16 protein-coding genes are annotated in these 19242 nt (G+C 40.4%); 5 read left to right on the forward strand and 11 right to left on the reverse strand.

All coding sequences use genetic code 11. The features are described from left to right. Positions 1 to 4: 4 nt before the first annotated feature. From AB8M93_RS13965 to AB8M93_RS13975, 3 genes are read right to left on the reverse strand one after another with little or no spacing between them, the layout of a single operon-like run. Positions 5 to 331, reverse strand: a complete 327-nt coding sequence (locus tag AB8M93_RS13965) for a DMT family transporter (protein ID WP_373058902.1) — start codon at positions 329 to 331, stop codon at positions 5 to 7. Further along, a complete protein-coding gene (locus tag AB8M93_RS13970; RefSeq protein ID WP_373058727.1) occupies positions 328 to 840 on the reverse strand; it encodes a KdsC family phosphatase in 513 nt (170 codons plus the stop codon). The genes AB8M93_RS13965 and AB8M93_RS13970 overlap by 4 nt, the downstream gene beginning before the upstream one ends. Next, entirely contained in the window at positions 824 to 1582 is a 759-nt protein-coding gene (locus AB8M93_RS13975) for a Rossmann-like and DUF2520 domain-containing protein (protein ID WP_373058729.1), read from the reverse strand. The genes AB8M93_RS13970 and AB8M93_RS13975 overlap by 17 nt, the downstream gene beginning before the upstream one ends. Before the next feature lie 127 nt (positions 1583 to 1709). Here AB8M93_RS13975 and AB8M93_RS13980 point away from each other — a divergent pair, with 127 nt between their 5' ends. Next, complete coding sequence (locus tag AB8M93_RS13980; RefSeq protein WP_373058731.1) at positions 1710 to 4910, forward strand: cytochrome c biogenesis protein CcsA; 3201 nt, start codon at positions 1710 to 1712, stop codon at positions 4908 to 4910. A gap of 80 nt (positions 4911 to 4990) precedes the next feature. On the opposite strand, the gene fumC is transcribed toward AB8M93_RS13980, so the two are convergent. Then, complete coding sequence (gene fumC, locus AB8M93_RS13985) at positions 4991 to 6388, reverse strand: class II fumarate hydratase (RefSeq protein WP_373058733.1); 1398 nt, start codon at positions 6386 to 6388, stop codon at positions 4991 to 4993. A gap of 202 nt (positions 6389 to 6590) precedes the next feature. On the opposite strand from fumC, the gene AB8M93_RS13990 reads away from it, so the two are divergent. After that, positions 6591 to 6761, forward strand: coding sequence for a hypothetical protein (locus tag AB8M93_RS13990; RefSeq protein WP_373058735.1), 171 nt, complete (start codon positions 6591 to 6593; stop codon positions 6759 to 6761). Between the two features lie 55 nt (positions 6762 to 6816). Here AB8M93_RS13990 and AB8M93_RS13995 read toward each other — a convergent pair whose 3' ends face one another. The 7 genes from AB8M93_RS13995 to AB8M93_RS14025 all read right to left on the reverse strand — a co-directional run bounded on the left by AB8M93_RS13995 (position 6817) and on the right by AB8M93_RS14025 (position 14821). Further along, a complete protein-coding gene (locus AB8M93_RS13995) occupies positions 6817 to 9396 on the reverse strand; it encodes a TonB-dependent receptor (RefSeq protein ID WP_373058737.1) in 2580 nt (859 codons plus the stop codon). A 114-nt stretch (positions 9397 to 9510) separates the two neighbouring features. Next, positions 9511 to 9879, reverse strand: a complete 369-nt coding sequence (locus tag AB8M93_RS14000; RefSeq protein WP_373058739.1) for a hypothetical protein — start codon at positions 9877 to 9879, stop codon at positions 9511 to 9513. A gap of 29 nt (positions 9880 to 9908) precedes the next feature. Further along, on the reverse strand, positions 9909 to 10250 hold the full coding sequence (gene arsC, locus AB8M93_RS14005; protein WP_373058741.1) for an arsenate reductase (glutaredoxin): 342 nt from the start codon (positions 10248 to 10250) through the stop codon (positions 9909 to 9911). Positions 10251 to 10318: 68 nt separating this feature from the next. Beyond that, the gene (prfB, locus tag AB8M93_RS14010; RefSeq protein WP_373058743.1) at positions 10319 to 11416 is read right to left on the reverse strand and encodes a peptide chain release factor 2; all 1098 of its coding nucleotides are present in this window, start codon (positions 11414 to 11416) and stop codon (positions 10319 to 10321) included. 80 nt (positions 11417 to 11496) lie between these two features. After that, positions 11497 to 12357: a transglutaminase-like domain-containing protein gene (locus AB8M93_RS14015; protein ID WP_373058745.1), complete on the reverse strand. Its 861-nt coding sequence runs from the start codon at positions 12355 to 12357 to the stop codon at positions 11497 to 11499. Positions 12358 to 12402: 45 nt separating this feature from the next. Continuing rightward, positions 12403 to 13347 (reverse strand): alpha-E domain-containing protein, encoded by a 945-nt coding sequence (locus tag AB8M93_RS14020; protein ID WP_373058747.1) that lies wholly within the window; start codon positions 13345 to 13347, stop codon positions 12403 to 12405. Between the two features lie 7 nt (positions 13348 to 13354). Next, on the reverse strand, positions 13355 to 14821 hold the full coding sequence (locus AB8M93_RS14025; RefSeq protein ID WP_373058749.1) for a circularly permuted type 2 ATP-grasp protein: 1467 nt from the start codon (positions 14819 to 14821) through the stop codon (positions 13355 to 13357). Between the two features lie 182 nt (positions 14822 to 15003). Between AB8M93_RS14025 and AB8M93_RS14030 the strand changes: the two genes are divergently transcribed. From AB8M93_RS14030 to AB8M93_RS14040, 3 genes are all read left to right on the forward strand, one after another. Then, on the forward strand, positions 15004 to 17400 hold the full coding sequence (locus AB8M93_RS14030) for a zinc-dependent metalloprotease (RefSeq protein WP_373058751.1): 2397 nt from the start codon (positions 15004 to 15006) through the stop codon (positions 17398 to 17400). Positions 17401 to 17485: 85 nt separating this feature from the next. Further along, a complete protein-coding gene (locus tag AB8M93_RS14035) occupies positions 17486 to 18514 on the forward strand; it encodes a threonine aldolase family protein (RefSeq protein WP_373058753.1) in 1029 nt (342 codons plus the stop codon). Positions 18515 to 18610: 96 nt separating this feature from the next. Then, complete coding sequence (locus AB8M93_RS14040; RefSeq protein ID WP_373058755.1) at positions 18611 to 19126, forward strand: redoxin domain-containing protein; 516 nt, start codon at positions 18611 to 18613, stop codon at positions 19124 to 19126. The last annotated feature ends 116 nt before the right edge of the window (positions 19127 to 19242 follow it).

The following is a 19242-nucleotide window of genomic DNA, read 5'->3' on the forward strand; positions in this document are numbered from 1 at the left end:
AGGTTTAGTTAGAAACAAATTTTAAGCCCACAATGGAAATAATTAAAGTGCTCAGGAAGAAAATCCGCCAGAAGTGTGCAGGTTCTTTAAAGACAAGGATTCCCAGTAGAGCAGTTCCGGCAGCACCAATCCCGGTCCAGATGGCATAGGCGGTGCCAATGGGTAGGACCTGGGTTGCCCTGTAAAGCAGGATCATGCTTACTGCCAGGAAGAGTAAAAATCCCAATAACCAAAAACCAGCCGTATTTCCTGTGCTGAATTTGGCTTTTCCCAGGCAAAATGCGAAGCCCACTTCACAAAAGCCTGCTACCACCAACAAGATCCAGCTTATTCCTTTTCCATCCATTTTCCCTGGACTTTCATTACCTGTTCAATCACGTCCCGTACACAACCTTTTCCACCTTTCCGGTGGGAAACATATCTGGAAATCTCTTTCACTTCAGCTACCGCATCCTGCGGGCAACATGGCATTCCAACCAGCTTCATGGGGTAGTAATCCGGAATATCATCGCCCATATAGAGTACTTCTTCCGGCTTGATTTCATAAATATCAAAAAACTCATCCATCTGCTCCACCTTGTCTGCAATTCCAAGATAAATATCATTTATCCCCAAATCCCGCAGCCGTAATCTTACCCCTTCATTTTTTCCGCCAGAAATAATGCATACAGTATATCCGGCATCTTTAGCCTTTTTTAAGGCATAACCGTCTTTTATATTCATGGTTCGTAAAAGTTCACCTGAAGTGCTCACCTGCACAGAACCATTAGTAAGTACGCCATCTACGTCAAAGACAAAAGTATTGATGTGGTTTAAATATTCTTTATAGTTTTTTTCCATGTAAATCCTGTATAGATTGGGTTAGCATTTTATAAATCCTGGTTTGGTGCTTATCTAATAATTCCAGGTGCGAATGTATGGTCTTTTGGTCATTACGCAAAGCTGGCCCCGATTGTGCTTCTACAGGCGATAATTCTTCTATTTTCGCTGCGGTTTCTTTAATTAAGGGGCGCAAGATATCGAAAGGGACCTCATGTTTTTTACAAATTTCGGCTCCAATTTGATAAAAATGGTTGGTGAAATTGTTAACAAAAACGGCCGAAACATGAAGAGCTTTGCGTTGTTCTGAATTTATATCATATATATTTCTAGAAATAGCGCTTCCTGTTTTTTTTAATTTCTGAAGGTTTTCTGCGGAATTTGCCTCCAGGCAAAGCGGGATATTCTTAAAATAGACCTCGCGCTTTTTTGAAAACGTCTGAAGCGGATAAAATACCCCGAAATTTTCAAATTTTGACAACACTTCCATCTCAACTCCTCCCGAGGTGTGCACGTACAAACCTCCTGAATCCTTCAGCTTCAAGGCTGTTTCCGCAATAGCATCGTCTTTAAGCGCGAAAATGTATAGATGTGCATCTTTTATTTCAGAAAGCGTTGAAGTCGTGGGGATTTCAGCAAAGTCTTTTAATTTTTCCGGCCGGTGATTATAAACCTGTATTACCCTGGTTTCAGGAGAATCCCGGAAAGCCCGAAAGAGATGAAAAGCTAAATTTCCCGCGCCTAAAATAACCAATTCTGTCATGCGCTAAAATTACCAAAAAAATCGCTGTGGTAAAATTAACATTTGAAAGAGGAGATTGCGGGGAGGGAAGTCTTACAAAACCGTTAAAAATCCTTAAATTTGCAGCCGATTTAAAGGATATTTCTTCATGCAGAATAAAATAGCTTCTGTCGTTTTTTCTACCCGTATAATGGCAGTTTTATTCCTCGTTTTTGCCATTGCCATGGCAATGGGAACATTTATAGAAACCTGGTACAGTATTGAAACCGCAAGGGTGCTTATATATAATACCTGGTGGTTTGAAGGCATTATGTTGTTTTTACTGGTAAACTTTATAGGGAATATTCCACGTTACCAGTTGTTTAAAAAAGAAAAATGGTCAACGCTTGTGCTGCACCTGGCTTTTATTTTCATCCTTATTGGAGCATTTATTACCCGCTATATAAGTTTTGAAGGCATTATGCCCATAAGAGAAGGGGAGACCACCAACAAGTTTCTAACCCAGGAAACCTATTTCACCTTTTTTATCGATGGGGAAATAAATGGGGAACCGCGAAGAAGGGTTTTACAGGATGAGGTTTTACTGGCCCCCGAAACTGAGAATGATTATGAATTGAATACCGATTATAATGGCCAGCCCGTAACTTTTAAGGTGCTCAATTTTATAGATAGTGCCGAAGAAACCCTGGTTCCTTCAGAAGATGGGGAGCGCTATCTAAAAATTGTAGAAGCCGGTGGGGGAGAGCGGCATGACCACTTTTTAAAAGAAGGAGAGGTGAGCAATATTCACAATACGCTCTTTACACTTAATAATCCTACTGAAGGCGCTATTAATATCACGCTTAATGAAGACGAAGAATACACCATAGATTCGCCATTTGCGGGAGATTACATGCGAATGGCAGACCAAAAACAGGGACTACTGGTGCAGGATTCCACTCAGACGCTAATGCTGCGCTCTCTGTATAATATCGGGACCTTACAGTTTGTAATTCCCGAGCCGGTGGTGAGAGGAGAGTATGATGTGGTGCCCACAAAACAAAAAAATAAAGACCAGCCAGATGGTGTAATTGTGCAGGTAAGCTCCCAGGGAAATTCTGAAACCGTAACGCTGCTTGGAGGTAAAGGTATTCCAACAGAGCCGGAACAGGTTAATCTTGCCGGACTGGAAATTTACCTTAATTACGGTTCTATTGAGAAAGAATTGCCATTTGCCCTGCAGCTTAATGATTTTATTGCTGAAAAATATCCCGGAACACAGAACAGCTATAAGTCTTTCCAGAGTGATGTGGAAATTGTGGAAGAAGGGCAGGAGGATGTGCCTTATGAAATTTATATGAACCATATCCTGGACCATCGCGGCTACCGCTTTTTCCAATCCAGTTTTGATCCCGATGAAAAAGGGACCATACTTTCTGTAAATCATGACCGTTGGGGTACCTGGATTACCTATACGGGTTATTTCCTGCTTTATTTTGGTTTGATGTGGATCCTGTTTGATAAAGGTTCCCGTTTTGGCCAGCTAAAGCAAAGGCTGGATAAGATAAAGCTGAAGAAGAAACAACTTGCCGGCCTGGCTGCACTCCTTATGTTTTCATTTGGATCTATGGCCCAAACTCCTGAAGGAGAGCATGTACATACCAATATGGAAAATGTGCAGCGGCAAATGGATTCCATAATTTCTGCCAATGCCGTAAAAGAAGAACATGCTGAAAATTTTGGCAGAATGGTAATACAGGATGATGGCGGAAGAATGAAACCCGCCAACACTTATTCTTCAGAATTACTGCGGAAGCTAAGCAAAACCGATACCTATAACGGGATGACTTCAGACCAGGTGTTGCTTTCCATGACTGAAAATCCCATGGTTTGGTATAATATCCCGCTTATTTATGTTGAAAAACATAACGACAGCCTGCATCAAATCCTTGGGGTGGAGGAAGGTAAAAAATTATTGTCTTTAACCGACTTTTTTGACAATGCCGGGAATTACAAGTTAGCTCCTTATCTGGAGGGCGCATACCAGGCAGCTGTTCCGGACCAGTTTCAAAAGGATTTTATAAAAACAGACAAAAAAGTAAACCTTTTATACCAGGCGCTACAGGGAGATATCTTAAAAATATTTCCTATCCCGGGAGACGAGAACAACAAATGGGTTTCTTATCCTGAAGTACAGGACGCGGCTTTTAAAGGCATGGATTCCGTTTACGTGAGGCAAATTTTGCCGCTTTATATGAACGCGCTTAAAGATGCCCGCGAAACCGGAGACTATACCACTGCAGATAAATACCTTGGAAGCATTAAAAGTTTTCAGCAAAAGTTTGGAGCCGAGGTAATGCCTTCCGAAGAAAAAATTGAAGCGGAAATCACTTATAACAAATACGATATTTTCAGGAATCTTTTCTGGATGTATATGCTCGCAGGTTTGCTGATGCTCATTTTTGTAATCTTGCAGATTTTTAAGGATAATAAAATAATGCGTGGCCTGGTTACTTTATGTATTATTTCCATTGCGATATTGTTTGTTTTGCATACCGCAGGCCTGGCCGCCAGGTGGTATATCTCTGGCCACGCGCCCTGGAGTAATGCCTATGAATCTATGATCTATGTGGCCTGGGCTACCATGTTCTTTGGCCTTGCTTTTGGAAGGAAAAGTAACCTTACCATTGCTTCCACGGCTTTTGTGGCCTCTATGATTTTAATGATAGCCCACTGGAACTGGACAGATCCTGCAATAGCCAATTTAGTACCCGTGCTGGATTCGTACTGGATTATGATACATGTTTCGGTAATTGTGGGAAGTTACGGGCCTTTAACGCTGGGAATGATTTTAGGTGTAGTTTCTTTATTATTGATGATTTTAACCAATTCTTCCAATAAAAAGAAGATGGACCTTAATATAAAAGAAATTACCATCATTAATGAACTAGCTCTTACGGTAGGCCTGGTAATGCTTACCATTGGTAACTTTTTAGGAGGGCAGTGGGCCAATGAAAGCTGGGGGCGATACTGGGGCTGGGATCCTAAGGAAACCTGGGCATTAATTAGTATTATGATTTATGCCTTTATAATACATATGCGGCTGGTGCCGGGGCTTAGAGGCAAGTGGACCTTCAATTTTATGTCTGTTGTGGGTTATTCTTCAATAATGATGACCTATTTTGGGGTAAACTTCTATTTGAGTGGATTACATTCCTATGCCAGTGGGGATAAAGTAATTACTCCTAACTTTATTTACTATACTGCAGCCGGCGTAGCTATACTTGGAGCGGTTTCTTACTGGAAATATAAGAAGCATTATGCCGAAAAAGCAAAAAAAGAAATTAAAAAAGAAAGCGAAGTAATTTGATGACTTTTTAAACAGTTCATGAAATAAAAAAAACCTGCCGGCCGGCAGGTTTTTTAGTTTTAATAATGTTGAGCGTTGAATTACTTCAAATTTCCAACCATATCCTTAGGTTGTACCCAGTCATCAAACTCTTCAGCGGAAAGATAACCAAGGTTCACGGCTTCTTCTTTTAAAGTGGTTCCATTTTTATGGGCGGTATTAGCAATTTCTGCCGCTTTGTAATATCCAATTTTAGTATTTAAGGCAGTAACAAGCATCAGGGAATTATTAAGTAATTCCTGTATCCTTTCATGATTAGGTTCTATTCCAGTTACACAATGCTCTTCAAAAGATTTGCAGGCATCGCCAAGAAGCTGGGCGCTTTGTAAAAGATTAGCGGCCATTACCGGTTTAAAGACATTAAGTTCAAACTGGCCCTGCATACCTCCTACGCTTATGCTTACATCATTGCCAATTACCTGGGCACATACCATTGTTAAGGCTTCACACTGCGTGGGGTTCACCTTACCTGGCATAATAGAAGAACCGGGCTCATTGGCAGGGATAATAATTTCTCCAATTCCACTACGGGGTCCCGAAGCAAGCATCCTGATATCATTTCCAATTTTATTAAGGGAGACAGCCAGCTGTTTTAATGCGCCGTGGGTTTCTACAAGGGCGTCATGGGCGGCCAAGGCTTCAAATTTATTTCCTGCAGAAACAAAAGGGAGTTCAGTGAATTTCGCGATAAACTCTGCCACACGTTTGGAATAGCCTTTTGGAGTGTTTAATCCTGTTCCCACAGCGGTTCCTCCAAGGGCTAATTCAGCTAAATGAGGCAATGTGCTTTCCAGTGCATTTATCCCATGGTCCAGCTGGGCTACATAACCACTAAATTCCTGACCCAGGGTTAGGGGAGTGGCATCCATAAAATGAGTACGCCCAATTTTTACCACTTCCTTAAATTCTTCAGATTTTTTCTTTAGTGCTTCTCTCAATCTTTTAATTCCCGGAAGGGTAATTTTTGAAATTTTATGATAGGCTGCAATGTGCATCCCGGTTGGGAAAGTATCGTTAGAAGACTGGGATTTATTTACATCATCATTAGGCTGTAAAGTTTTTTCGCCTTCCCCAATTGTTTTTCCGGCTATCTGATGGGCACGGTTGGCAATAACTTCATTCACATTCATGTTACTTTGGGTGCCGCTCCCGGTTTGCCAGATAACCAGCGGGAATTGATCGTCATGATTTCCCGCAAGAATTTCGTCACAAACCTTTGCTATCAAATCCCTTTTTTCAACAGGAAGAACCCCAAGCTCACAATTGGTATAGGCCGCGGCCTTTTTAAGATAAGCGAAGCCATAAATTATTTCCAACGGCATGCTTGCAGGAGGGCCTATTTTAAAATTATTTCTCGAACGCTCTGTCTGAGCTCCCCAAAGTTTATCTGAAGGAACTTTAACTTCCCCCATGGTGTCTTTCTCTATTCTGTAATCCATAATGTTAAAAATTATTTGCTCTACAAATTTACATTTTAGCCGCTTCTTTAGCTTAAAAAAAGGATTTAATTTCAGTTACTTATCCTGCTAAAACCATTTTAGAATATAGGTTTTCGAAACTTCTGTAATAGAAATTTTAGAATTTAATTGTGATAAGCCGGCAGAGTTTATATATTTGACGAGATTCAAAATTTAAGGAATTATGTTCGAATTTGATCAGTATCTTGGGTTTTTACTTTTTCTTGTGATTTTAACCATGGGCTTTTGGTTAATGTTTTTCCTGGTAGCCATAGTTCCTTACTGGCTTGGTGGTTCCATAACAGAACTGCTTAAGGAGAGAAAGGCAAAGAAAAAAGCAGAAGAAGCGAAATAAAACAGCATAAAAAAAGGGACATATCTTTGTCCCTTTTTTTATGCTTTTACTTTTTCTAGAATTCCCCATCCATCTCTCCATCTCCACCATTTTCTCCTTCTTCACGACGCTGCTGCTGTCTTTTTTGCTGATTAAACCTATAGATAAAAGAAACATTTATCTGCCTTTGCCTCCACTGGAATTCACTATCCTGTTCGTAATTGTCCGTTAGGGTGTAGGAGCTTCTTTTTCTGGAATTCAGCAAATCCCGTACGTTTAAAGAAATAGTGGCATTCTCATTAAGTATTTCTTTACTTAATGCGAGATCTATAGAAAGAATCCCATCCTGGGTTCCCTGTACTTCATCTGAAGGCCCGCGGTAAAAGGCATTGGTTTGCCAGTCTATTTTCCAGGGCAGGCTCACTTTAGAACTGAACCTTCCAAAATAACTGGTGTTTTTCTGGCTGTAATCGGTGCCGTTAAATTCTCCATCCAGATTAAACTGAAAGTAATTAAAACTACCATTAAGCCTTAACCAATCGGCAGGATTATAAAGAAAACCAATTTCTGCCCCCATACGGTCATTGGTGGCGAGATTGATAGGGATACTGCGAATTACAAGCTGATCAACATAACGGTCTGAAGGATCACTTTCGCCTTCCACATAATTTGGATTGGCAATGCTTATTTCCACATTTTCCTGCACCCTGGTAAAAGCATCGGTTTCCCTTTGGTAATAAACCGAAGAGGTAAGGGTTAATTTTTCCCATCTTTTTAAATAACCAACATCAAAAGCATTGGAAAAGGCCGGTTGCAGATTGGGGTTTCCCTGAAATACATTGTTTCTACTACTTCTGGAAGGGAAAGGATTTATATACCAGCCACGCGGCCTGTTGATCCTTCTATTATATCCAACGGTAATATTTTCTTCTTCTCCCAATTCGTAAATAAGGTTTACGGTTGGAAACAGGCCAAAGTAATTGTTGTCGAAATCGGTATTAATTGGAAAGCGAAAAATCTCCTGTAATTCAGCTTCTTCTAATTCAGAATCTATTCTCCCTTTTAATTGCGTGTTCTCCGCACGTAAACCCAGTAAAAAGCTAAAATCACCAAACTTGGAACCGTACTGTGCATATAGGGCGTTTACATTTTCAGTATAATCAAAAACATTGGTCTGATTTTCGTTTAACAGGAGTTCTCCATTGGCATTTTCCTGATAAAGTTCATAATCTGTCACTTCATTCTCAAAGTTTCCACGGTAACCGGCTTCAAATTGGGAATCTTCTCCAATTGGCCTAACATAATCTGCCTGAAATAAATATTCTTTTTGGTCTTCTATGGTAGAAGTTTGTTCCCGCGGAATAGAAATATCATCATCTGTAGTATTGTTAAAGGTAACAGGCTCCCGAATATAGGAAGCTTGTGTTTCCTTGTCTATTTCATACTGAAAGTCTGCAGTTAACTGGTGGCCTTCATTATCAAACTTATTGATGTAATTCAGCGAAAACTGATAACTGTCATCATCTTCAGTTTCCCTTTCAAACCTTGAAGTACCCAGCTGTGGAGCATTGTTTAAGTAATATTCACTGGTGTTGGTGGTAAGGTCATCATCATTCCCATATCTGTAGAAAATCGCACCGGTGATGGAGGACATGTCATTAATATAATATTCCATACCCACGTTGGTGTTAAAGCCTCTGTTTATCCTGTCATAATCGCGGTTCTCTATGTTTCGGTTATATGGAACACTATCAATATAAGCATCCAGTTGTTCATTAAAATAACGTGTATCAAAAAAGCCATTTCCAGGAGATTCTGAGTATCTGTAACCTGTGGTGGTAAAAAGGTTATAATTTTCTGTCCTGTAGTTAAGGTTTGCTGAAACACCTGCGGTTTCGGGATAGCCGGTATTTAAGGTAAGGGAACCATTAAATCCAAGGGTTTCCTGTTTCCGAAGGATAATGTTTATAATCCCGGCGGTTCCCTCAGCATCATATCTTGCTGAAGGAGAAGTGATCACTTCTACACGTTCAATAGCCTCTGCCGGAAGCTGTGCCAGTACATCGGTCCCTCCAAAACCTGCCATGGCTGAAGGTTTGCCGTTAATAAGAATTTTTACGTTTTCATTACCCCGTAAGCTTATACCGCCTTCCACATCTACAGAAATGGAGGGTACATTATTAAGGGCATCGCTCACGGTACCTCCTGCGGTAGTGAGGTCTTTTCCAATATTGTATATCTTCTTGTCCAACCTTACATCTACCTGGGTGGTTTCCGCTCTCACCACTACCTCATCCAGGCTGGAAGAACTCACTCCCAAAGGAATAGTTCCTAAGTTAACATCAGTATTAATGGTACGGTTATTAAAATTTTTAGGCTCATAGGAAATAAATTCCACCAAAATATTATATGTGCCCTGGGGTACTTCTATTGAAAAATTACCGTCTACATCGGTAACTCCCCCGGTGACATCCTGAGGATTATTAACATTGGTAACCGAAATAGTGGCATATTCCAGGGGAACTTCAAGGTCGTTATCAATTACCTTTCCCGAAATCACATATTCCGCATCGGGGTTTTGAGCGTTTGCATTAAAAATGAAACTAAAAAGAAGAATAAGGGTGCAACTTACTCCACGGAAATTTTTGGTGGTCATAGACAGATTTTCTCTTTTGACCCCGCAAAACCTGGATGGTTTAATTGAAAAAGGTTAAGATTGCGTTAAAGAGCCATCTCTTCCGAAAGCCACCGCCCAATCCCTTCTGAAAAATTAAGATTTCTGGGTGATTTGCCTGTTTATAGCAACATACTCTTTATATTGTTCTTCATTAAATAGTTTTTTAAGCGCAGCATCTTCCGATTTTTGAATAGATTTTAACTTTGTGATCTGGGAATCATGATTCAGTGAAGAATTGATGATTTCATTTTTTTTGATGGTATATTCAATAATCAGGTCTTCCAGTTTATGTACCTGGTCCAGTTTCAGGTTTAATTTAGATTTCCAGGTATATGCAAGTTCTTCTGCAATTTCCTTTATTTCCTGCCTGTTTTTTTTATGTATATAGATATTGGTATAGACGAAGCCTGCTACAAGCGCTCCTGCCAAACCTATTAGTCCTAACCTTTGTTCTAGTTTCATTCTCTCCCTTTTTTGTGATTTTTTTGTTTTCACAGTATTTCTTCAATAGTTGAAGGCGGCCTTCCTATAACCGCTTTTTCTTGGTTTTCTACCACCGGTCTTTGTATTAACCTGGGGTTTTTTGCCATAATAGCTATGAGTTCCCGGTCGCTAAGATCTTTATCTTTATAATTCTCTTTCCAGATTTTTTCATTTTTCCTCACTAATTGAATTGGAGAAATATTCAATTTCTCAATTAATGCCGAAATTTCTTCTTCTGTTAAAGGTACTTTCAAATATTCTCTTACACGGTAATCCTGCCCGGAATTTTTAACCATTTCCAGTCCTTCCCTGGATTTTCTACAACGTGTGTTATGATATATGGTGATCATTTCCTTCTAGCTTTACTGTTCTTAAAATAAACAATTAATTTTAATAATAAAATATCTCCAAAGTATTATCAATCATCATTCCGTTGCCCCATCATCATTAAATAAGCCTTAAGGAAATTGTCCAGTTCTCCGTCCATTACATCATCTACATTCCCAGTTTCCTCACCGGTTCTCACATCTTTCACCAGTTTATAAGGATGCATTACATAATTTCTTATTTGCGACCCCCATTCAATTTTCATTTTGGAATCTTCAATCTCCCTTCGCTGTGCCTGTTGTTTTTGCAGCTCAATCTCGTATAACTGGCTCTTTAACAGTTGCATGGCCTTGTTTTTGTTTTCCAGCTGGGAACGGGTTTCAGAATTCTCTACAACTATCCCGGTAGGCGCATGGCGTAATCTTACTGCGGTTTCTACTTTATTTACATTTTGTCCTCCCGCACCAGAGGAACGCATGGTTTCCCAGGAAATTTCAGAAGGATTAATTTCTATTTCAATACTTTCATCAGCTAAAGGATATACATAAACAGATGCAAAAGAAGTATGCCTTTTCGCATTACTGTCAAATGGGGAAATTCTAACCAAACGGTGAACCCCATTTTCCCCTTTTAGCCATCCAAAAGCAAATTCTCCTTCAATCTCAAGGGTCACTGTTTTTATTCCTGCCACATCACCGGCCTGGTAGTTAAGTTCTTTAATTTTATAGCCCTGTTTTTCTGCCCACATCAGGTACATGCGCATTAGCATTTGTGCCCAGTCACAACTCTCTGTTCCGCCGGCGCCTGCTGTAATTTGGAGCACCGCACTAAGATCGTCCCCTTCTTCAGAAAGCATATTTCTAAATTCAATGCCTTCCAGCAGGTTCATTATTTTTTCATATTGTTTTTGAACCTCTTCTTCGGAAGCGTCTCCTTCTTCATGAAATTCTATTAAAACCTGAAGTTCTTCCAGAAGATTCTTTGCCTGCCCGTATTCCTGCACCCATTTTTTCTTCCCTCTAAGCACCCGCATTACCGCCTCGGCTTCTTTGGGATCGTTCCAGAAATCGGGATCAAAGGTTTTTTCTTCCTCATTCTGGATTTCAATTTGTTTCTGCTCAATATCAAGATGGGTATGCAGTGCAGAAATCCTTTCTTTTATATCTTTTACCTGATCGGTAGTAACCATTTATTCAATTTTACCCGAAATTATAATACTTTTTTAATTTAGGGGGGATCCTTAACAAGAAATTATTGTTGAAATTCCTGTTACTGCTGTTGCTGTTGCTGTTGTGAGGTTACTTCCACAGTGTAAATGGTTTCATTTGCCCCAGAGGTAAAAACGATACCTTTAATAGGAGGGCAGTCGGTATAATCTTTCCCATGGGCTACCTTTATGTGGTTTTCAACAGCCAGCAGGTTATTGGTGGGATCAAACCCGGTCCATCCTTTGCCGGGAATGTAACTTTCTGCCCAGGCATGCATCTGGCTATCTCCAAAGTACCCGTTTCCCTGGTGCAGGTAACCGGATACATATCTGGTAGGGATTTTATTTTTTCTTGCCATGGCACAAAACAGGTGCGTAAAATCCTGGCATACTCCCTTTTTATTTTTGATAACCTGGCTTAGATTGGTATCTACATCGGTCACATCTGCCTTAAACTGAAAACTATCAAATATCCAGTTATTTAGCTTTTGAAGATTTTCAAAAATACTCTGCGAATGGTCAAAATTCAAGACAGATTCCAACTGTTCCGGTAAAGCTGTAAGCGCTGTACTTCTAAGATATTGCTCATGTTCCACCCGGAAGCTAAGTTCCTCTAAAAGCTGAAAATCCTTTGCGGGGTCTGCGGAGGTAATTCCATCAAACGGATTGATTTCTTTTTTCCAGATCCTGAATTCTGCTTCAAACTCTATTTCACTTATTACATTTTTAGAATTGACCCTGAAGGTTTTAAAGCCATATCCATTAATGCTGTTTTCTACGGGAACCTGCAGGGAATTTTTAAATATAGAATGTTCCAGGCTCTGGTGCTCATTGTCTTCAGGAGTAATAAGAAACTGCCACAAAGCACCGTTAGTGGATGCTTCGTAGGTATTATGTGCTTTGTATTTTATAGTATATTCCACTGTAGGCAAATTTAATTCCTGCAAATTTAATCATCTGTAGCATAGCTAATAGTTAAAATATTCCTTTTCCATTTTTTGACCTATTTGAACAAGAGAATCCTGGATGCGTTCAATAAATGTTTGGAAATCTCCTTCTATTTCTTCAATATGCTTGTATTCATATTCAGCTTTTACCTTACCTACAAGGAAAGCCACAGAATCTTTGTGGGCACGTTTTTCCTGTATAAGCTCTTCCATATGCCGGCTTAATTCATTAAGGCAGTTCATGATAGAGCGGGGACAGCTGGGGTTTAAAATTAAAAATTCCAGGGTGTTGTTGCTATCGGGCGTTTTTTTATAATGCCGGCGCATCATATCGTAGGATTCTGTGCATTTTAACAGGGTGATCCATTCATAACTTTTCTTAATGGCTTCTCCATAGCTTCCTTTTGCAATAAGGGCATCATTATATTTGGCATTAATAATGCGAATGATCTGCATGGCCCTTTCCAGATTAATCCCTAACATAATAATGGCATAAACATCATCATGCAAAAGGGTTCCTCTTATTTTCCCCCGCAGTACCGCGGTAGACTCGGCCACATGAACCGTAAAATCATATAACCCGCTTTTTACAAAGGTATTTTTATCATAATTAAGCACATAATGATAAAAGCGGTTTAAAGCTTCATATAATTCTGTAGAAATTAAATCCCTGGCGCTGTTGGCATTTTCCCTGGCAGATTTTACATAATTGATAATAGAAAAATCCTTGTCGGGATTAAGGCCAATATCATAAAGAACCTCTTCTTCATTTAATTCTTTAGAAGATTTTACGGCATCATCTGCCATATACAGCATAGATTTTAAAACAAATTGCCGGGATTGGGAAAGTTCATTTGGCGCATCCAGGGATGAAAAATAATTTACATTAAGATATCTGGCTACATGTTCTGTACGTTCTATATAACGGCCCATCCAGAATAAATTGTTGGCTACTCTTGCTAGCATAAATAGTTTACTTTTTTAAAACCCAGGTGTCTTTTGAACCACCTCCCTGAGAAGAATTAACAACCAAATTTCCTTTTTTTAAAGCCACCCTCGTAAGGCCGCCTTTTAAGACAAAATCCTTTTCCTGCCCAAGGAGGGTAAATGTTCGGAGATCTACATGCCTTGGCTCGAAAGTTTCATTATCTTCTATATAAGTTGCATGGGTTGAAAGGGACATTATAGGTTGAGCAATATACTTACGCGGATTGGCCTTTACGGTGGTTTTTACCTTTTCAATCTCCTCTTTAGTTAATTTATTCCCAATGGAAATTCCATATCCTCCAGATTCATCCACCGGTTTAATAACCAATTTTTCAACATTTCCCAGAACATACTTTAATTCCTCGGGACGGCTGCAGTGATAGGTATGTACATTTTTTAGAATGGGCTCTTCATCAAGATAATATTTTATAATCTGAGGCATATAGGTATAAACAGCCTTGTCATCTGCCACTCCAGTACCGGGGGCATTAACTATACAAACATTTCCCTGCCGGTAAGCTGCTAACAATCCGGGAACACCAAGTGTGGAATCAGGTTTAAATTCCAGCGGGTCCAGGAATAAATCGTCCACCCTTCTGTAAATTACATCCACTTTTTCCGGGCCCCTAATGGTTTTCATGTAAACAAAATCATTTTCCACAAAAAGATCGCGGCCCTCTACCAGTTCCACCCCCATTGCCTTGGCAAGGTAGGAATGCTCATAATAAGCAGAATTGTATATCCCGGGAGTGATTACCACACAATTTGGATTGTCTACACCATGCGGTTTAACAGATTCTATGATCTCCAGTAAATTTTGGGCATAATCTGTAACCGTGTGGGTTTGATAATGATTAAAAACCCCAAATAGTGCCCTCTTCAAGGCTGTACGGTTGCATATTACATAACTTACCCCGGAAGGGCAGCGGATATTATCTTCCAGGACATAATATTCCCCGTCTGAATGTTTTATAAGATCTGTTCCGGAGATATGGTTGTAAATTCCCCCCGGAGGATCGAGGTCTATCATCTGGTCCAGGTAATTAACTGAAGAATTTATAAGTTCAAGAGGCACAATTCCGTCTTTTATTATGTTCTTGTCGTGGTAAACGTCCCATAGAAAATGATTTAAGGCGCGGCTGCGCTGCAATACTCCTTTCTCTATATGCTCCCATTCTTCCGGAGCAATAATCCTGGGGAAAAGGTCAAAGGGAAAGATCTTTTCTTTTGTTTCGTGTTCCCCATACACCTGGAAAGTAATTCCCTGATTAAAGAAGGAAGCTTTAGCTTTATTATTTAAGAGTGCAAAATCCTGTGCCGAGTGTTCGCTGTAAAGGTTGAGAAGAGTTTTATATACCTCTTTTACCTGGTTGTTTTCATCAAAAATCTCATCAAAAAATCTGGGATCATTTTTATAAGAAGAAAATGTAGGTTGATTATCGTAAGTATTCATTGCCTTATCTTTTCTTATAAATTACAACTTTTCAGGAAATTAGAAGCTGCTGATTTCATATTAATACTTTGAATAATTGAAAATTTAAAAAAAATCACGTTCAATTTTGCTGAATTTCATAAGGCCAAATGGCTTTTCCGGCTGCGTAAATTTTATAACTTTAACCTCCAATTAAATTGTTCATGAAAAAAATCTTCTGCTGCCTGTTTTTGCTGGTAACCCAACTCTCCAACTCCCAGTTTTTAGATGAAAAAGACTCCCTTAAATCTTACAACGGCTTTTTCAATTTTCATTATAATAAAGAAGAGGATGAATTATACCTTGAAGTAAAAAATTTAGATTCAGAATTTTTATATACCCATTTTATAAGAAGCGGGGTAGGTTCTAACGATATAGGCCTGGACCGCGGCCAGCTGGGGGATGGCATAATTGTGAAATTCAGGAAAGCCGGAAATAAGCTCCTTCTTGTTCAGCCTAACTATAAATACAGGGCTATAACAGATAATCTTCAGGAAAAGCAGAGCGTAGAAGAAGCCTTTGCCAAATCTGTACTTTTCGGGTTTGAGATTAAAGAAAAAAAGGACAGCAGCTATGTAATAGATTTTACTCCTTTTTTAATGCGGGATGCCCATGGCGTGGTTCAAAAATTAAAACGCGGCCACTACGGAAGCTATAAACTGAATAAAGAAAAAAGTGCCTTGTCTCTTCCCGGCACCAAGGCTTTTCCTGAAAATGCAGAATTTGAGGCACTGCTTACTTTTGAAGGGGAGCCGGAAGGAAGCACCATAAGAAGTGTGGTACCGGACCCTGAAAATATAAGCCTTGTACAGCATCATAGCTTTGTTAAATTGCCGGACGATAATTATGAGAAAAGAATTTTTGATCCCCGGAGCGGGGCAATTTCCATCTCTTATTACGATTACGCTTCCCCCGTTTTTGAGCCCTTGGAAAAACGTTTTGCCATAAGGCACCGCCTGCAGAAGAAAAATCCTGGAGCGGCGATAAGTGAAGCCGAGCAACCCATAGTCTATTACCTGGACCCGGGCACGCCAGAGCCTGTAAGGTCGGCATTGCTGGAAGGAGCTTCCTGGTGGGACCAGGCTTTTAGTGCTATAGGCTATAAAAATGCATTCCAGGTAAAGATGCTGCCGGAAGATGCAGATCCCCTGGATGTTAGATATAACGTGATCCAGTGGGTGCACCGTTCTACCCGTGGCTGGAGTTATGGTGCCAGCGTGGTAGATCCACGTACCGGAGAAATTATAAAAGGCCATGTAAGCCTGGGGAGCTTACGGATAAGGCAGGATTTTATGATTGCCCAGGCCCTGTTAAACCAGCCTTTTGCTGGAAATGATGAAAATCATCAGGAAATGATGACAATGGCTCTGGCAAGGATACGGCAGCTTGCCGCCCATGAGGTAGGGCATACCCTTGGCTTCGCTCATAATTTCGCAGCCAGTGTAAGTGACAGGGCTTCGGTGATGGACTACCCACACCCGCAGTTTGAACTGGAAAATGGGAAGATATCGCTAAGCAATGCCTATGATACGGGAATAGGAGAGTGGGATAAAGTAATGGTAGAATATAGTTATGGAGCGATTCCTGAAGGCCAGTCGCAAAGGGAATACCTGAATAATGTTATTTCTGAAGCCACCGCGGAAGGACTTCAGTTTATTACCGACAGTGATGCCAGGGCAGCCGGCGGTGCGCACATTAATGCCCATTTATGGGACAATGGCGCAAATGCTGCAGAAGAACTGGAAGAGGTCCTGAAAATTAGAAGAAAAGCGATTCAGAATTTTTCTAAAGACAACATAAGGACGAATGAAGCTTATTCGGTACTGGAAGATGTTTTTGTTCCGCTGTATTTTTTTCATCGGTATCAAACCGAAGCTGCTGTAAAAAATATTGGAGGGCTCGAATATAATTATGCTGTTAAAGGTGGCGCTGAAACTGTGGTGAAAATGGCCCCTTCTGGAAAACAACAAAAAGCCCTGCAAGCGGTGTTGCAAACCCTTGATGCAAAAGAACTGGCAATACCCCGGGACAAGTTAATGCTTTTCCCGCCACGGGCTTTTGGTTATCCCCGCACCAGGGAATCTTTTAAAGGTAATACCGGGGTTTCTTTTGATGCTTTGGCTGCGCCGGCCACAGCAAGCGATATGACCCTTAGACTTTTACTGCACCCGGAGAGGGCTGCCAGGCTTGTTCAGCAAAAATCTTTGGATAAAAACAACCTGGGGCTGGAGGAAGTGATTAACCGGCTTATTTCCCAAACAATCAAAACTTCCCAAAAAGATCCCTATTTGCAGGAAGTTCAGAATACTGTAGGCTATAATGTACTTCAGCATCTTATGAATCTTGCAGTACATAAAGACGCCACTCCACAGGTTAAAGCCATTGCAAATGCCCAGATTGATGAGGTACGTCATTGGCTAAGAAAACAAGATGAACCAATATACAGGCAGATGCTTTTGGAGATAAAGGAGTTTCAGGAGGATCCTTCAGAATTTAAAGTGATCCCCAATGCTCCTGAAATTCCTGATGGTTCCCCTATTGGTAGTTTTACCCTGGACTAATTTGTTTCAGTATAAAAGCAAGGGGGATTAAATAATTAAATATAAAATAGAGAGTTAACTAATTAGTACAGGATTAAAGATTAAAATGAAAGAAATAGATTTAAGAAGCGATACGGTAACCAGGCCAACAAAAGGAATGTTGCAGGCAATTATGGGAGCTGAGGTTGGAGACGATGTGTATAAAGAAGACCCAACGGTAAACAAACTGGAAAAGAAACTGGCAGCTATGTTCGGGAAAGACCAGGCGCTGTTTTTTCCCACCGGGAGTATGGCTAACCAGGCGGCGATAAAATTGCATACCCAGCCTGCAGAGCAATTGATCTGCGATAAGTGGGCGCATGTTTTTAATTACGAAGGTGGCGGTGCTTCCTTTAACAGTGGGGTTTCGTGTAAACTTGTAGATGGCCACCGCGGGATGATCACTGCAGCGCAGGTGGAGGAGAATATTAATCCGCCGGACTTTTACCATAGCCCGCTTTCCACTTTGGTTTGCCTGGAAAATACCACCAACAAAGGAGGCGGGGCCTGTTATGATTTTGAGGAATTCAAAAAGATAAGGAAAGTTTGTGATAAGCATAATCTGGGGCTGCATCTTGACGGGGCACGCCTTTTTAATGCTTTAGTTGCGAAAAATGAGGATCCCAAAGATTACGGGAAAATTTTCGATACCATTTCGGTATGCCTGTCCAAAGGTTTAGGTACCCCAATAGGCACTGTGCTCATTGGAAATAACGATATTATGAAAAATGCCATCCGGGTTCGTAAAGTATTGGGTGGCGGCATGCGCCAGGTAGGCTTTATGGCTGCTGCGGGCATTTATGCGCTGGACCACCAGGTGGAGCGTTTAGCTGATGATCACAGAAGGGCTGCTGAAATTGGCGATTCTCTAAGCGCGCAGGCTTATGTAGCTGAAGTGGAACCGGTAGAAACCAATATCATCATTTTTTACCTGAAAAATGCTTCAGATGAAGCGGAATTCATGAAAAAGCTGCAGCAGGAAAACATCAGGATAAGCAATATGGGACAGGGAAAGCTAAGGATTGTTACGCACCTGGATTATTCCGAAGAAATGCACCAGAAATTTCTGAAAGTTTTAAGTGAAATTCAGCTGTAGGATTTGATTTTTGGCAAGCTTAACAGAAGATTAATTGCGCTTTAATAGCAAGAACTTTTCAAAAGTGGTATTTTATCAAAAACTAAAGAAGGAGATATGAAAAATACATTGCCAAAAAAGGAAGTTCCGGGATTAATAGTAGATACGGTAAACGGAATGCAATGGGAGTTGCGGGATCAAAAACCTGAAAATTTTACCATGATTGTTTTTTACCGTGGATTGCATTGCCCGGTTTGTAAAAAATACCTGGAAGAACTGAATAGTAAAATTGACAAATTCAGGGAGAAAGGAGTGAGTGTAATTTGCGTTAGTGGGGATTCCAAAGAAAGAGCCGGGAAGACTGCTGAAAAGTGGGATGTGGAAAACCTTGTTATCGGTTATGGGCTTGCTCCTGAAGATGCCCGCAAATGGGATTTATATATTTCTGAAGGAATAAAAGAGGAGGAACCGGAGGTGTTTTTTGAACCTGCAATTTTCCTGATAAAGCCAGATTTCACTTTGTATGCAGCATCTGTACAATCTATGCCTTTTGCCCGGCCAAAATTTGATGATTTACTTAAAGCTGTAGATTTTGTGCTTGAAAAAGATTATCCTGCACGGGGAGAAGCGTGATATGAAGTTAGAGGGTAGAAGTTTGAAATTAGAAATGGAATAATTAAGAGGAGAGAGAAAAGAGGAAAAAATAAAACCCCCGGTTTTTCTTAGAAAAATTGGGGGTTTTATTTTAG

Origin of the sequence: Autumnicola aciditolerans (assembly GCF_041679265.1) — a bacterium.
Taxonomy (GTDB): domain Bacteria; phylum Bacteroidota; class Bacteroidia; order Flavobacteriales; family Flavobacteriaceae; genus Autumnicola.

Excerpts from the sequence above, each read along its gene's own strand:
- AB8M93_RS13995 (WP_373058737.1), bottom strand. The coding sequence starts at position 9,396 with ATGACCACCAAAAATTTCCGTGGAGTAAGTTGCACCCTTATTCTTCTT.
- AB8M93_RS13980 (WP_373058731.1), top strand. The coding sequence starts at position 1,710 with ATGCAGAATAAAATAGCTTCTGTCGTTTTTTCTACCCGTATAATGGCA.
- AB8M93_RS14000 (WP_373058739.1), bottom strand. The coding sequence starts at position 9,879 with ATGAAACTAGAACAAAGGTTAGGACTAATAGGTTTGGCAGGAGCGCTT.
- AB8M93_RS13975 (WP_373058729.1), bottom strand. The coding sequence starts at position 1,582 with ATGACAGAATTGGTTATTTTAGGCGCGGGAAATTTAGCTTTTCATCTC.
- arsC (WP_373058741.1), bottom strand. The coding sequence starts at position 10,250 with ATGATCACCATATATCATAACACACGTTGTAGAAAATCCAGGGAAGGA.
- AB8M93_RS13970 (WP_373058727.1), bottom strand. The coding sequence starts at position 840 with ATGGAAAAAAACTATAAAGAATATTTAAACCACATCAATACTTTTGTC.
- AB8M93_RS14030 (WP_373058751.1), top strand. The coding sequence starts at position 15,004 with ATGAAAAAAATCTTCTGCTGCCTGTTTTTGCTGGTAACCCAACTCTCC.
- AB8M93_RS14035 (WP_373058753.1), top strand. The coding sequence starts at position 17,486 with ATGAAAGAAATAGATTTAAGAAGCGATACGGTAACCAGGCCAACAAAA.
- fumC (WP_373058733.1), bottom strand. The coding sequence starts at position 6,388 with ATGGATTACAGAATAGAGAAAGACACCATGGGGGAAGTTAAAGTTCCT.
- AB8M93_RS14040 (WP_373058755.1), top strand. The coding sequence starts at position 18,611 with ATGAAAAATACATTGCCAAAAAAGGAAGTTCCGGGATTAATAGTAGAT.
- AB8M93_RS14020 (WP_373058747.1), bottom strand. The coding sequence starts at position 13,347 with ATGCTAGCAAGAGTAGCCAACAATTTATTCTGGATGGGCCGTTATATA.
- prfB (WP_373058743.1), bottom strand. The coding sequence starts at position 11,416 with ATGGTTACTACCGATCAGGTAAAAGATATAAAAGAAAGGATTTCTGCA.
- AB8M93_RS14025 (WP_373058749.1), bottom strand. The coding sequence starts at position 14,821 with ATGAATACTTACGATAATCAACCTACATTTTCTTCTTATAAAAATGAT.
- AB8M93_RS13990 (WP_373058735.1), top strand. The coding sequence starts at position 6,591 with ATGTTCGAATTTGATCAGTATCTTGGGTTTTTACTTTTTCTTGTGATT.